Below are 14,397 nucleotides of genomic sequence, written 5' to 3'. Positions count from 1 at the left end.
CAAGGCTTTGGTACCTGTTTCTGTGTGGCGATGGGAACATGTGGGAACAAATGGGAATCTATAGGAACGGATGGGAACCTTTGGGAACTGTCGTTTTGTGTAGCCTCGGGCGGCGGGTATGTTTGAACCGCTGCAGCACACGAGGCGTACCGGCCAGCCTGTAATGGGCCGGATTACTTAATAACAAATTTTTTTTATGGCTAAACAAAAAGGAATCATTAAGGTGGAAGGCACACTGGGCGACATTACGTTCCTGAAAACTGCCGACGGCTACATCGCCCGCGAGCGGACGTCGCTGAATGGCGACCGGATCAAGAACGACGCGTCGTTTCAGCGGACGCGCGAGAATAATGCGGAGTTCGGTCGTGCCGCCCAGGTGGGACAAATTATCCGTACGGCGTTCCGCCCGCTTTATAGCGGCGTTGCGGACTCGCGGATGACCGGGCGCCTGACGAAGGAGCTGATGCGTGTGATCCGCACGGACGCGAGCAACCAACGCGGGCAGCGGACGCCGGAGGACGGTGAGCTGGGGCTTTTGCAAGGGTTTAATTTCAGCCGCGATGCGTCGTTGTCGAGCAAGCTGTATGTGCAGTTCGATGCGACGATCGATCGGGCCGCGGGAACGGCCACGGTGGCGCTGCCACTGTTTGCTCCCGGCAAGATGGTGAGCTCGCCGAGCGGGGCTACGCACTTTCGCCTGCTGTCGGGCCTTGCGCAGATCGACTTCGCGACCGGTGATTACAACCTGAGCCAGACACGCTCGGCCGAGACGCTGGTGAATAATCCCGCGGAAGTACAGCTGCAGCTGGCGACGACGTTCGAGCCGGGCACCGAGGATGTGTTGCTGCTGGCGTTCGGGATCGAGTTTATGCAGGTTGTGAACGGGCAGCAGTATGCCCTGAACGACAGCGGGTACAATGCGCTGGCGATCGTGCTGGTCGATCACCCGGGCCTGTAGACGGCGGAGTATTTGTTAAACGATTAAACCAACTTCATTATGAGTGTTTTGGAACGGATGCAGGAGCCTACTCCTGAGTTTTTCCGCTTGCTGCGTACGATCGGCCTGTGCCTGGTGGCGGCGGGTGGCGCCCTTGTGGCGGCGCCGGTTGCTGTGCCGGCGGTGGTTTTGACTGTTGCCGGGTACCTGACGGTGGCCGGAACGGTTATGACTGCCGTGAGCCAGGCGGCGGTGGAGAAGCGCGAGGAATGAAAAGTGATAGAGGCGGCTTCGGCCGCCTCTTCTTCTGCTTATGCTATGTTACACTCTTTAAAATTTTAATTATGTCTATTATGTCGACTATTCAGGATTTCATTATAAAAAAAGGCGCGGAGTTTCGTGCGGATCTGGGAAACTATCGGGAGGTTAAGATCAAGGGGATGGCGGATGAGCTGCACGGGGTGCGGATCGAGACGGGGAATGTGTGGGATATGGATCACTTTATCCCTCACGGGTTGGCGCTGGACGGGTTTGTTTTTGTACGGAAGCAGCGCATTTTGGCGGAGGTGAATGTGGACCGTTATGACAAGGTCGATTTTCTGTTTTCGCTTGGGGACATGCCGGAGCTGCCGGTGGTGTTGCCGGGGTTGGACCGGGACCGGCAGTTGTTCGAATGGCTGCGCGATGAAAGGTTGTTGGTGATGGTGTTTTTGCAGAAGCGGCACGAGTCGATCATGGGTTGGGTGGAAGTTGTGGAGGATGCTGGGTGTCAGCTGCGGTTGGTGAATGATGAACTGGAGGTGGCGGTGGAGCTGTTCGAGTTTGCTTATCGTAAAATTCATCTGATTGTGGTGGGGACGCACTTGCTGGAGATGTTTGATCGGTTTACTGTGGCGACGGGGCAGGTGTAGAGGGCGGTGGGATATGGTGGCGGCTGGCGCCGCCGTTGTGTTTGAGGTAGTCGGGAGACTACCGCCATGCTGGGCACGAGTCGCCCTCCCTTCGGTCGGAAGACTCGCGCCAGAATGCGTACATCAGCGCTGCGCGCTGGACCTGCTTAGATGTGCTAAAGTCATGGTACAGAAAATTATCAAATTCGGCGCTTGATTCTTATGGCAGTCCTCGCGTCAGATTCATGGAAGGCAGGACTATACGTCCTGCTTTTTTGTGTGCCCCCGCTTATCCCTCGAGCTTTTCGAAAACGCCACGAGGTTAAGCTGCTCGCGCAGTCTCGACCGCACGCGGTTGCCATAATGGGTTTCGATCTCCGACGCCTGCAGGTTCGTCGTGATATGTGTAAGCATACCCTGACTCGTAAAAAGCTCGTACCGGCTTAAAATGATTTCCGCCATGACGTTGCACTCAGTGCCGAAGTATTTCAGATTCTGCTCGGCGCCCAGGTCATCAAAGCAGTAGATCCGCGGACCGCGACTGTTGTAGGAAAGCTTACTATAGCGCGAAATCACTTTATAGCCTTCTTCCAGCAGCTCGAAGCTCACATCGCGACAAGACCGGATCGTGAATTGATGCGGCGGCGGCGGGATGGCGCGCATGAGCGTCATGAGCGCGGATTTGCCGCAGCCGACCGGCCCGGTGAGCAGCAGGCCTTTGTTCAGGTCGATGCCGAGGCGCCCGGCTTCGGCATCGTGCCGCAGAAAGTAGGCGATAAGCCGGTGGACGACCGGATAGTCCGTCTCGTCGATGGCGAAGTGCGGTCCGTAGGCCTGGCGGCCGTGTCGTTCCAGGAATTGGATACACCAGGTGTAGTCGATCATAGGGTTGTAAGGTTAAAGGTTTGCATCTGACCACGGTGGCTGCCGGCCGTCGGAAGAATATCCGGCGGCCGGTGCCGGTGGGTTCCCGATACGCTCGGGATGGACGGGCTACATAGGCTCATCGAAATCTTTGTCGTTGTCGGTGGCCAGGTGGTTGGGCCTGGGACCGTTCCTGGATCCCTTCGCGTTAAATTCTTCTGCTTTCAGCATCCAGCTACGCGCCACGGCCTGCCAGTCTTTTATGGGCGTGCGGTCGCGCCGTTCCCAGCCGTTGCCCTGGTAGTAGTTGTAAAATTTTTCGGCCTCGAGGGGTGAATTTTTTTGCTCGCGGAAATAGTCCACGGCTTCTTTCAGGTCCAGGGGGCGTGAATGTCGTGTACTCCCGGATCTTTCTTTTTCAGGAGCGGGGGCGGGGGCGTTGCCTCTCGTTTTGTCTATAGCGTTTTCAATGTTTAGAGTGTTTATAGTAGGTGGTACGTCTGGAGTAGAGGTTGTGTCGGGAGGTGTGTCGATCGGGGCACGGCGAACCGGCTGCGCGGGATCGTGGACCGTTACCCGGCTGGGGATATGCGGGTGATGCGAAGGCGCGTAGGTGATATACCCGTGATCGTGTAATTGGTTGAGCACGCGGTAGTACGTTTTGTAGGAGCCGAGGCAGGCGATGCGCATGACGTCTTCGCGGTTGATGGGCATCCGGTCGGCGAATTTTTTGCGGTTCCAGTAATAGAAGAGGGACATGTAGACGCCCAGATGCATGGTGGTCATGTTGTCGTCGTCGGCGAAGACGTCGCACGTGGTTTTGAAGTGGAGGATGAAGTTGGCCATAGTGTTTTTTTTATGGCCGCAAAGCAAAAGTCCGTGTCGTTGCAAGTCCATGTCACTTTTTGGGGGATTTCCCCCAACATTGGGGGAATGCGTTTTTGGCGTTAGAACGTAGATTTTTCGTCATTTTTTTTTACTATTTCTCTCAAATGATTTCCGATCTGCTCCCAATAGAGCAGGGCTTTGCGGCACACCGCCGCGTCTGTGAATCCGCGGCGGATCGTCTCCGGCGCCACGCGGTTGACGGACGAGGGGATGCGCGACAATCGTTCTGACCGCAGTACGTCCGTATCGCCCAGGTGGATAATGCCCTGCACATGCGCGGCATTTGCGATGGCACCGGCGATAACAGGACGTATGTGGAACATCAACCCGTCTTTCGCCGCCATATCGTCGTATGCTTCGTCTGACGCCAGCTCGTGCGGGATTTCCGCACGGGGTGTATGTATCGTCGGCGCGGGCACGACACTGACTTCGGCGAGCCATTTGGCGAGCTGCTGTTGTACGCTGGGTTTATAGGGATGCCAGGCCAGGTCCGTGGAAGAGGGAAGGCCGGCCAGCCGGAGCTTGTAGTCATGCAATTGCCCCAGGCGGGCTTCCGGCGATGTAGAGGTCTGCAGCTGATCGGCCATGATCCGGACACAATACGAGATGCATGCAGGGTCGTTGAGGTTAAGGGCTATCAACGTTCGTATCACGTCGCCATCGCCTGACGTTGGCTGGTTTCCAAACGCAAGCTGTTGCAACTTCTCTTTAAACGCACGCAGGTAGACGGCGGTATAGAACGTGAGATCGTCTGCGTGCCGCAGTGACTCGAATGGCTTGAGGGCTATGTCGATCAGACCTGGACTTACCTGCAAGGCCATGAGCCGGTCGCGCAGGGCGGCCAGGTCGCTGCCGAGCATTTGCTGGTACAGCGCGCACGCCCCGGGTGGCATGGGAAGACCGGGATCGATCTGTCCGCCGGCCAGCGTGACCGTATAGTCCAACAGGCGTTCGAGGACCCGGTAGGTATGCCGGCAAATATCGTCTGCCACGGTGCGGTGGGAGAGTGTGCTATACAGCTGGATCGACTGGGTATGTTGCAACAGGTGGTCTATCAGTTCCAGGAGCGCGTGCTGGCGCGATGCGAGGTAGCGGACCTGTGCGTGGGCGTGTGCGCGACATTCTTTAAAAAGCTCATACCGGACCCGGGCGGCGTACTCGTCTATGATCGGACAGACAAAGTGCAATAACGCTGCCCTGTCGGCGGGTGGAAGTGCTGTCGGGGGCGGTAATTGTTTGAGTACGATCCGGACATCTACAGCGATAATCTTTTGTAGTGCCGCCAGGTGCTCGCCTGGTTCATCTATATCATGTTCCATCGTTGGCTGACAATTAACGGGAGATCCAAACAACGGCGACCAAGCGGTTTAACGTCCGGGTGATCAGCCGGTAGGGGTGTTAAAAGAGTAGCGGTAACGATGGGGTTATGTGCGGCAGGGATACGGCGGCGATGCCGTAAAGAGATCCGGACGAAGAAGCGAGGGGGCAACGAAACAAGTAAAAAAAAGCCTCATGGCGTCTATGATTGGTTAGGTTCAGGCAATCACAGAGAGGGTCGGTATAGTATAACGGGGTTAATATAGGTAAAAATGTGGATTTTCGATAAAAGCTTGGTGTGGCCCCGTAAGCAGCTCGGATGTGTCATGCGCTATGGTGTACGAGCTGCATTCGCACGATCTGGATTGTTTTATCTTTAATAGACAAGCTGTACACAGGTCTGGTCGCACCGTTGAATATTTTTTCTTAAATATTCGGCGGGAGGTTTAGAATCAATACTTTTGTTTTCCACCAGGTATGACATGAAAAGATTTTACGTTTGGGTATTCATTATTACCATAGTCGGCTGGGGGATGAGTTGTCATGGCGACCGCATTGATCGGAACGTCCGGAACTCACAAAAATTGAAAGTCGGCATGACGCAGGAAGAGGCGTTGGCGATCATGGGTGAACCGGATTATATTAGGGAGCACGCAAATGAAAAGGGCGTTTATGATTATTATTACGAAAGTCCTTTCGGTGCATCCGACTTGATTTTCTTTACGGTCGACCCGGCAAAACGGGTAATAGAGGTTACGCCATATCCCGAGCTTCCGTACGCATTTGAAAGCGCTGCGCACCCGCTGGGCAGCGGCTATACTATCGATTTTTCAGATGTGTACAGCGGCGAGAAGGCATTGTCCGATTCCGCGAATAACGTGATCATCAAGGGCCCTGTGTTGGACTATGTGTTTGACTCCCTTTATATCGTCGTCGCGGAGCGGCCGTTTGATAGTATTCCCGCCTGCGCAGCTCCTGGCAAAACATTTGAGATCAAATGCCGCGAGGCTTTTGATAAGAGTACCTTTAGTCAGTATTGGATCGTTTACAAGAAGGATCGGAAGGTGAACGGCCCGTTGTCAGAGCGGAACTTTCAAGCCGTGAAAGACACCCTTGAGGTGGCGTCAAACCTGAAATACTGATCGCATCGCTTTCGGAAGAGCTGAAATAATGAATAACAAATGATGACGATGCTGAAATCGTTGCTGCTTATGATGTTCATGTTGACATCAAACTGTGATTGGACCGGCGGCGAAATCACGGACTACGGCGAGTACTGCGATGGTGAGTTTAAAATCAGTGTCTATGAAAAAGACAACCGCTTAAAATACGAGGTTCGCAACCGGAATGACGAGTTGGTGATCCAACAGGATATGAATATTTCTGTTTTCCAGCGTTGGGGGTTGTTCCTTGATAAGAAGAAGGATTTTTGGGTCCTCAGCTCCGACGTTGGCATTTCTGTCTGGCGAAAGGATCCGGACACAGGTCAATATCGCAAGCATACATTTTACCATAGATTGGGTAAAGACGATGTGCCGCCTGAGCTGTATGCCTCATCGCTTAGAAGGTTTTTATAACGGATGCGGTACGGGTGTCATGCGAAAAAATAGTTAACAGATGTGGATCTCGGTATTGGTTTTCGACCCCTCAGCGCGGGAAGACACCCTGGATACAAGGTGTCTGATGCAGCGTTCATCGATTGTTGAGGACATTATAAACAGGCACCTCGCGCGCGAGGGCCGGTTCTTTGTAAAGCCCCTGATGGGGCAGGCAAAAGCGGTGGCGGCCCGAAATCGCTCGGCTGTGCAAGTGGTCATTTCAATAACCTACACCATAGCTCCGAAGGAGCGTAACACATCAGCCCAGGCTGAAGGCCTGGGGCCTATAATATAGATGAGGGAATAGCCCTGTAAGGGCGTAACAGTCATAAGGTGAACTAAGTAACGAACGCAATCCCCGCCCCCGCATCGCTCGTCCGTAGGTCCGAAGCACGCGCCTCCGCGACCAGTTTCTTCCAGATCGCATTCCCCGTCACATTCGGATATTTCTCCCACAACAGCGCGGCCATGCTCGCGACAAACGGCGTAGGTGCCACACCATATCGGTCAACTGTCGCAACAAAATCGCGCTTGCCTGCCGCGGCTACAACTCACTCAACAATGCTTCCAGCTGTTTTCTGGTTCGTTCTACATCAGCAACGGCCCGCTCCCGTTCGTCTTGATTCACTTTTTTTGTTTTACCATTTTCTTTTTTGACGATCAGCGGACTACTACCCGTAAAGAGTATTGCCACCGTAGAACACTGCTCCGTTCCATGGCAGGATGTGCACCCGTCGGCGGCCTGATGCTTTGCAAAATACCCCGCCCACGCGTCGCTGGATCTAAAAGATGCCATCGATATAAATACACCGCGAAGGGAATCATTCTTTATATAAAACAGGGTCTCGGTGCCGCCAAACTCTGCATCCGTCAGGGTATTGATCAGTACCAATGCGTCGCCGTCATAATACCCGGTGAGCGCGCCGACAAACGTTTTATCGGGATACGTCTTCACCGTGACCTTTTTCGCCGCCCTGAGATCTTCAATCCTGCGGACAAAGTCATCCTGTAACAATTGGCTAAAGGCGGGATGAAAGGAGAGCGATACAAGTAAAGCGAGCAGGGATTTTAGTATTCTCATGTCGAACGAAATACTTGAAAATCCCCTGAAAATCCAAGACCTTCCAACGACCGGTCATTGACGTTTTGCCGCCGCGTATGTATATTGACTAAAGACCAAGACCATGGCAAGACTGCACCTTTTTGAGTTCGAGGATCAAGCCTGGTTCCCGGATTTTTTGCGAGACTACATGACCGCGTTCCTCCAGTTTTTGGCGAATACCACAAAGCTGTTCAAACCTGCGATCCCTATCCTGGAGGAAGCGCTGCGCAGCAGCGCAAGCCCAACGATCATAGACCTGGGCTCGGGCGGCGGCGGCGGGTTGATCTGGATCAACCAGGCGTTGAAGAATTCGATACCGGACCTTACCATAGTGCTCACGGATCTTTATCCAAACCTCGCGGCGTTCGAATCAACGCGTGCAAAAGCTTCCAATATCGAGTTCGTCACGGCGCCGGTAGACGCCCGAAACATCCCGGTGAACCTGGTCGGTTTGCGAACACAGTTCCTGTCGTTTCATCATTTTAAACCCGTCGATGCACAACGGATCCTGCAGGACGCGGTCGATGCGGAAAGTCCCATTGCCATTTTTGAAGCGCAGGAGAGAAGTTTGCCCAGTGTATTGGCGATGATGCTTTCGCCCATCACGGTATTCCTGGTGACGCCCTTTATCCGCCCGTTTACCGTGGGGCGCATCGTCTTTACGTATCTCATCCCCCTGGTACCGTTGTTTGTTTTATGGGATGGCGTCGTTTCATCCTTACGAACGTACTCGGTGTCGGAAATGAAAAACCTGGTGGCGGGAATTAACGGTTCGGAATCCTATGATTGGAAGATCGGTCGGATCAGGTCCGGACCGGGTGCTATCCTGTATTTGTGGGGCCGATCAAAAAACGATTAAGTTCCTGTTAGCCATCGGGTTGGTGCCTACTCTTCAACAACGAGACCCGCTGACCCCATGGAAGTTTTAACCAAAAAGCCCGTTACACCGTAATGATCAAGTATCATTCACATTAACGCAACTTGTTTTGAAAGATATCGGAAAATTAATGGCCGTCGGATCCGCTGCACTGCGGAAGGCGGCGGTTCACGACGAGGCCAAGCAGTACATTCTGGGCCATGAAAAACTGTACCGGCTTTTCAGCAAGGCGGCCAGCCGCTACGTTGCCGGCGAGACCCTGCCGGCCGCGGTGGCGCGCGCGGCGCAATACAATCAGCAGGGACTTGCCACGTCCATCGAGTTTATGGGCGAGAATGTAAAAGACGAGCACGAAGCCGCCGCGGCGACGGCGGAGTTCCTGGCCATCTGTGACCAGATCGCGTCGAAGGGACTCAAGTCGAATGTTTCCCTGGATCTGTCGCATATCGGCCTGGCGTTGTCGGCCGACCTTTGCCGCCAGCACCTGGCGCAGCTCTGTGAGAAGGCCGGGCAGGTGGGTATCGAGGTAATGATCAGCGCCGAGGATACAGCCAAGACCGATGCCGTGCTGGACATGTACCTCGGCATGGCCGGTCGCTACGAGCATCTGGGCATTACGGTGCAGGCGTACCTGCACCGCACCCGGGACGATTTTAAACAGCTGATCCAACGACCTAACAGGATCCGGCTGGTGAAAGGCGCATTCGACACGCCGGAAGGCTTGTCGCTCCCGCGCGGAGGCGAGCTCAACCAGGCCTACCTCGCCTATCTCGATCAGCTGTTGGCGAGCCACCACACATGCTCCATCGCAACCCACGACCCGCTGATCCAGCAGGAGGCCGTCAAACTGCTTTCGCGGCATCAAATGCCTCAGCAGGCATACGAATTCGAAAGCCTGCTCGGGATTGCCACCGATCAGCTCCTGGACCTGATGCGCGCCGGTCACCCCGCGAAAATGTACATCGTCTACGGCCAGGAGTGGTATTTATACCTGTGCAACCGCATCGCGGAAAACCCGATGAATCTATTTCTGGCGTTGGAAGATATCATGCAAAGCTGATGTCGATGTTGAACGTCGTCAGTAGGGGGCGTCTGAAAAGATGTTCCTCTGCGTGACGACGTTGTCATAAAAGCTCGACCGGAGTACTGCGGATCATGATCTCCTGTTGCCGGTATTCTTTCAGCAACTGTTCCTTCAGGTCTGTCCAAAATGAATGGTCGAGACCCGCTGTCACGACTTCGTATATGACGAGGTCATCACGCACAATGTTTTCCCGGTCTTCTTTCCACAGGCCTTTTGCCGGTGCTCGCTGGTAGACAGTCACACCGTTGAATTTTTCGGTCAGTACTACCTGAAGGTTTTTATAGCTTGTTTGCGGAAAGGGATGTCCGTCGTTGTCGTACAGGGGCAGGAAGATCTGGATGAGCCTGTGTGTTGCCATAGCGCGTGGATTTTTAAATGACTACTTCTTTATCACGGTGTAAATACAATGCCCACGCCTGCGTCACTGCTGCGCAGGTCCAGCGCCCGCGCACCCGCTACGAGTTTCTTCCAGATCGCATCACCCGTCACATTCGGATATTTCTCCCACAGCAGCGCGGCCATGCCCGCGACAAACGGCGTAGCCATGGATGTGCCCGACAGGATATCGTACTTGCCTTTCTTCGTGCAGCTGATGATGTCGACACCGGGCGCGGTAATATTCACCTGGTTGCCTTTCTTGCGCGAGCCGCCGCACGAGAAGTCGGCGACCTGGTATTGATGATCCACGGCGCTGACGGACAAGATCGACGGACAGTTGGCCGGGTGGTTCACGGGCTTGATCACACCGCGCTTGCGACGACTGTCGTTGCCCGCGGCGGCGATCAGCAGCGTACCTGACTTCAACGCGCGTCGCGCCACCGTTTCATAGCTCTCGTAATACGTCTCTCCATTCTTTACGGCGGATCCCAGCGACATCGAGATCACTTTGCATTTGCTCTCCAGCGCCCACTCGATGCCCGCGAGTACAAAGTTGTCTTCGCCCTCACCGTTGTTCTTCAATACCTTGGCCACAAACAGCTGCGCGTTGGGCGCGACGCCGTAGCGAAAGCCATGCGACTGGCTCACGTGCCCCGCGGCCACACCGGCGCAGTGCGTGCCGTGGCCGTCGACGTCGTTCGGAGATTGTCCGACGAACGATACCGCACGGATCTTGCGGCCTTCGAAGTCCGGGTGCCCGGTGTAGATGCCGGTGTCGAGGATGGCGATGCGTACGCCCTTGCCGGTATACTTCGATTGGAGCACGTTGGTGGCGTGGATGCCCCAGGTGGCGTGCTCGTCGTCGAGGTAGGACGTCAGGGGCTTTTTTGCCTGCTTCGTGTTCCTGGTATTGCGGCCGGCCCGTTTGGCGAGCGCATAGACGTAGCGTTCACGTTCCTGGCCGAGGAAGATGCGGTCGCCGCTGCGCGCGGTGGTGAGGCGGTGTACTTGCTCAGTATGCGGGGCGTTGACGACCGCTACCTTCAGTTGATCGAATACCACGCCGTCGGCTTCTGCCAGGGCTTTAGAAACGGCGATGAGCGGCGAGGTAGTGCTTTTATAGTCGCGCAGGTTGGCCATGCGCAGCGACACCGTCTGCGCCTTGCGCTCGATGGCCGCGCTGCGGGCGGTGTCGTCGAGGACGACGAGGTCGCGGCCGGTAAAGCGGTGGGCGCCGGCTTCTTTTTCGGCGGAAGCGGGCGGCGCGCCGGCGCTGCGGCGGGTAAAGGAAAAGTTAGCCATGCGGAAAGATACTAAAACCTAAAAAAATAAAGTGTTCAAGATAGCGACCGTAGCGTCGAGGTTGCTTTTTACGTACCTTGCCTGACTCTTTCTAACTCCTAACTGACTATGGTGCATATGTCTGGCGGCAATCGTTTCGGCGCCTTTTTAATGCTGGTCGTCATTTTTATTGTGGTGAACGTAAGCCACGCACAATCCCCCCAGGTTCCGCAGCTGCCGACCGTCGTGCCGGTTTCGCCCGAAGCCAGCGCGTTGGCGAAGTATATCAATTACCCCGTGAGCTACAGCACCGGCCTGGTCGACATCAGCATTCCGCTGTACGAGATCAAAGTCGCCGATTTAACCTTGCCGATCGACCTCAGTTACCATGCGTCTGGAATAAAGGTCAATGAAAATTCCGGGCTCGTGGGACTCGGATGGACGTTGAATGCTGAGCCCAGGATCTCGCGTTCGGTGGAAGGGTTGCCCGATGAGGAGGGCTATCTCTGGCACGTTACCAACCCGCCGCAAGGCCAGCTGAACGAGATGTATTATAACGAGCGATTGGCGACCGGTGGCAGCAACATCGACGAGCAGCCCGACGCATTCTTTTATAAGCTGTTGTCGGGATCCGGCAAATTCTTCGTGAGCAAAAAACTGCGGTCCACCGAGGTGCCAAAATTTATGACCGTACCGTATGCCCCTGTTTCAATCGACAATGCCAATATCGTGGCGATCTCAAATCATACCGCCGCACTGATAAATTCGTTCAACGTCCGTGATCAGCACGGTGTAGCCTACAGCTTCGCGAATGTTGAAAAAAATTTCCTGCCGGGATTTCCCGAGGCCACGCTCAATACGTGCTGGAAGGCGACCACGGTTACATCGTCTGTCACAGGGCAGGCACTTTCGTTTACATACCAGCCGGGGAGTATAGAAACGGTGCAAACCCTTTCCGACGTGGCGCAGCTGCACGACAGCTTATCCAATGTGGCGACTAATCAGACCGGCATCGCGGGCCACATGGGATGTGCCACCGACCGCAACTCGGTGCCACGGCTGACGGAGTGTATCAATGGCGATTGCAATTATAAGTACTGGGACATCGCGAATGGTCAATGGGTTGTCGAGCCGGCTTCCGGGAGCGATTGCGTCGCGCCGCTGTTAGGCGGTGGCTCCACGACGCAGATCAGCACCATCCGCCTGAAAGAGATCAGCTACTCCGGGGGCAAGGTGGTGTTCGAGATCGGTAACATCGCCCGGCACGGTGATTGTCTCTCGAAAATCAAGATCTACAGCAATAGCGTATTGATCAAGCAATACGTGTTCAGCTACGAGCCGTCGGGCAGCAACTTCTCGCGTGACCGGATCCTTCTCACCGCCATCGATATGCAGGACGGCAACGGCGTTTCGATCGGAAAATATGAGTTTCGATACAACGCCGGAGGATTGCCGGATTACCTCTCCAAGCAATTGGATTATTGGGGATATTATAACGGCATCAATAACGACTATTACGGTAGTTTGATTCCGCCTCGTATGGTAAGCACGGACAACAATCCAGACTACCACGACGCCATTGTGCCGATCGGCAAGGCCAATCGGTCACCTGTCCTGAGCGCTGCTCAGGGTTTGACCCTCAGCGCTATACACTACCCCACGGGAGGGACGACGTCATTCTGGTATGAGCTCCATCAATACAAGGAGGGGGGTCAGGTAAAGAACGCGGGAGGCCTTCGCATCGCCCGGGTACTTCATACCTCGAACGCCGGCACGATAGAGCGCACCTACAAGTACGGCGTGGCCGAAGACGGCGCGGGAATAATTCGTTCCTCGCCGGCAAATCCCGAAAATTTCTCGGCCGAACAGCTGGATGTCTTCTACTTTCAGGCAAGCGCCCAGCCTCTTTATTTTCGTTCGAGAAAACGGATCTTTTACTCGCAAGCGCTGGCCGATCTGTTTTATGCCAATGGCTCGCCCGTGATGTATGACTTCGTGACCGAGTATGAGTCCGACGGCGCGAGCAGCCTCGGCAAGACGGTATATCAGTATCGTGTTGAATCCAGTGGTTATTTCGGCCATTACCGGGTTCCTAAGACAACGGTCGTCATGGACACGGAAACCGATTGGATGTATGGGCAGCTGATCTCAAAACGGGTGTACCGGGGCAATAAGGCAGAAGGGGTATACAGACTGGTTTCACGCAATGTCTATAACTATGGGTCGGAAAATTTAGATGAGTCCATTTACGTTGGAAAGACTTATTGGGCAAAAAATACCTACGGATACCCTAACAAGGACGGTTATTACGATACGTATATTCTTCCGGGAAGTGTTCAATACTTTCCCTACAAAAAGCAAACGGGCGCCATGGTGCTTCATAGCGACACGGCTGTTACATACCATGGCTCCCGCAAGATGACGCGCGTTACCTCGTATACCTACGACAATAAAATTGCGCTTTTGCCTACGCAGGTGAAGACGACCGCCAGCGACGGCACGCAGATCGTTACGACCACCCAATACGCTCACGATCTGACCCTGACCGGCCCGGCCGAGACCGGCCGGCAGAAACTGATCGCAGACTGGCGGGTCAGCACCGCGCTCGAGCAAACGCAAACAAAAGGCTCGGGTGTAAGCAAGTCGCGGACGGACTACGGCGTGTTTAACGGCAAGGCCCAGCCTGCAGCGATCGTTACCAATACCGGCCCGGCCCTGGCCGATGAGCCGCGTGTGTTGTTTGACGATTACGACGCCAACGGCAACGTACTCAGCGTTTCGAAAGCGAACGATAGCAAAATATGCTATATCTGGGGCTATGGTAAATTGTATCCGGTGGCCAAAATAGAGGGGATCACGCAATCGGACATCAGCGTGACGACGGTGGCCAACATTGGGAACCGGCAGTTCGCTCAAACGTCGGACTATAATTCGGTAAAGCCCGACGTGGAATTCCTGAAGACGCAATTGTCGGCGATACGTTCCGACCCGCGCTACAAGGTCACGCTGTACACGTACTTTCACGGAAGCCTTTCGTCGGAGACAGATGTCAGCGGCATTACGACGTACTACGAATACGACAGCTTCGGACGATTCAAGCTGGCGCGTGACAACGATGGCTATATTCTGAAGAAGTATCAATACAACTATAAAACCGGCGCGGGAAATAATTAATACGTCT

General features: G+C 54.6%; 15 protein-coding genes. 8 read left to right on the top strand and 7 right to left on the bottom strand.

All coding sequences use genetic code 11. From position 1 onward, the window contains the following. The first annotated feature begins 196 nt into the window (after positions 1 to 196). The 3 genes from KK078_RS17095 (at position 197) to KK078_RS17085 (ending at position 1,848) form a co-directional block, all read left to right on the top strand. The gene (locus KK078_RS17095) at positions 197 to 958 is read left to right on the top strand and encodes a hypothetical protein (protein ID WP_254091517.1); all 762 of its coding nucleotides are present in this window, start codon (positions 197 to 199) and stop codon (positions 956 to 958) included. Positions 959 to 997: 39 nt separating this feature from the next. Continuing rightward, entirely contained in the window at positions 998 to 1,210 is a 213-nt protein-coding gene (locus KK078_RS17090) for a hypothetical protein (protein WP_254091516.1), read from the top strand. Between the two features lie 80 nt (positions 1,211 to 1,290). Next, complete coding sequence (locus tag KK078_RS17085) at positions 1,291 to 1,848, top strand: hypothetical protein (RefSeq protein ID WP_254091515.1); 558 nt, start codon at positions 1,291 to 1,293, stop codon at positions 1,846 to 1,848. Positions 1,849 to 2,085: 237 nt separating this feature from the next. On the opposite strand, the gene KK078_RS17080 is transcribed toward KK078_RS17085, so the two are convergent. The 3 genes from KK078_RS17080 to KK078_RS17070 form a co-directional block, all read right to left on the bottom strand. Continuing rightward, positions 2,086 to 2,712: a P-loop NTPase family protein gene (locus KK078_RS17080; protein ID WP_254091514.1), complete on the bottom strand. Its 627-nt coding sequence runs from the start codon at positions 2,710 to 2,712 to the stop codon at positions 2,086 to 2,088. 108 nt (positions 2,713 to 2,820) lie between these two features. After that, on the bottom strand, positions 2,821 to 3,537 hold the full coding sequence (locus KK078_RS17075; protein ID WP_254091513.1) for a hypothetical protein: 717 nt from the start codon (positions 3,535 to 3,537) through the stop codon (positions 2,821 to 2,823). A 101-nt stretch (positions 3,538 to 3,638) separates the two neighbouring features. Beyond that, entirely contained in the window at positions 3,639 to 4,898 is a 1,260-nt protein-coding gene (locus KK078_RS17070) for a hypothetical protein (protein WP_254091512.1), read from the bottom strand. A gap of 480 nt (positions 4,899 to 5,378) precedes the next feature. Between KK078_RS17070 and KK078_RS17065 the strand changes: the two genes are divergently transcribed. Then, positions 5,379 to 6,038 carry a hypothetical protein gene (locus KK078_RS17065; protein ID WP_254091511.1) on the top strand — a complete coding sequence of 220 codons (660 nt, stop codon included), beginning with the start codon at positions 5,379 to 5,381 and terminating at the stop codon, positions 6,036 to 6,038. 48 nt (positions 6,039 to 6,086) lie between these two features. Then, a complete protein-coding gene (locus tag KK078_RS17060) occupies positions 6,087 to 6,473 on the top strand; it encodes a hypothetical protein (protein ID WP_254091510.1) in 387 nt (128 codons plus the stop codon). A gap of 359 nt (positions 6,474 to 6,832) precedes the next feature. On the opposite strand, the gene KK078_RS17055 is transcribed toward KK078_RS17060, so the two are convergent. Both KK078_RS17055 and KK078_RS17050 read right to left on the bottom strand, forming a co-directional pair. Continuing rightward, on the bottom strand, positions 6,833 to 6,991 hold the full coding sequence (locus KK078_RS17055) for a hypothetical protein (protein ID WP_254091509.1): 159 nt from the start codon (positions 6,989 to 6,991) through the stop codon (positions 6,833 to 6,835). A gap of 47 nt (positions 6,992 to 7,038) precedes the next feature. Beyond that, entirely contained in the window at positions 7,039 to 7,575 is a 537-nt protein-coding gene (locus KK078_RS17050) for a hypothetical protein (protein WP_254091508.1), read from the bottom strand. Between the two features lie 103 nt (positions 7,576 to 7,678). Here KK078_RS17050 and KK078_RS17045 point away from each other — a divergent pair, with 103 nt between their 5' ends. Both KK078_RS17045 and KK078_RS17040 read left to right on the top strand, forming a co-directional pair. Then, positions 7,679 to 8,455, top strand: coding sequence for a hypothetical protein (locus KK078_RS17045; protein WP_254091507.1), 777 nt, complete (start codon positions 7,679 to 7,681; stop codon positions 8,453 to 8,455). 127 nt (positions 8,456 to 8,582) lie between these two features. After that, positions 8,583 to 9,533, top strand: coding sequence for a proline dehydrogenase family protein (locus KK078_RS17040; protein ID WP_254091506.1), 951 nt, complete (start codon positions 8,583 to 8,585; stop codon positions 9,531 to 9,533). Positions 9,534 to 9,597: 64 nt separating this feature from the next. On the opposite strand, the gene KK078_RS17035 is transcribed toward KK078_RS17040, so the two are convergent. Beyond that, on the bottom strand, positions 9,598 to 9,915 hold the full coding sequence (locus tag KK078_RS17035; RefSeq protein WP_254091505.1) for a hypothetical protein: 318 nt from the start codon (positions 9,913 to 9,915) through the stop codon (positions 9,598 to 9,600). A gap of 32 nt (positions 9,916 to 9,947) precedes the next feature. Then, a complete protein-coding gene (locus tag KK078_RS17030; protein WP_254091504.1) occupies positions 9,948 to 11,237 on the bottom strand; it encodes a S8 family serine peptidase in 1,290 nt (429 codons plus the stop codon). Between the two features lie 108 nt (positions 11,238 to 11,345). Between KK078_RS17030 and KK078_RS17025 the strand changes: the two genes are divergently transcribed. Continuing rightward, positions 11,346 to 14,390, top strand: a complete 3,045-nt coding sequence (locus tag KK078_RS17025) for an RHS repeat domain-containing protein (RefSeq protein WP_254091503.1) — start codon at positions 11,346 to 11,348, stop codon at positions 14,388 to 14,390. Positions 14,391 to 14,397 lie beyond the last annotated feature (7 nt).

The organism is Dawidia soli (genome assembly GCF_018598185.1).
Taxonomy (GTDB): domain Bacteria; phylum Bacteroidota; class Bacteroidia; order Cytophagales; family Cyclobacteriaceae; genus Ohtaekwangia; species Ohtaekwangia soli.
This window is presented reverse-complemented; position numbering and strand designations above follow the sequence as displayed.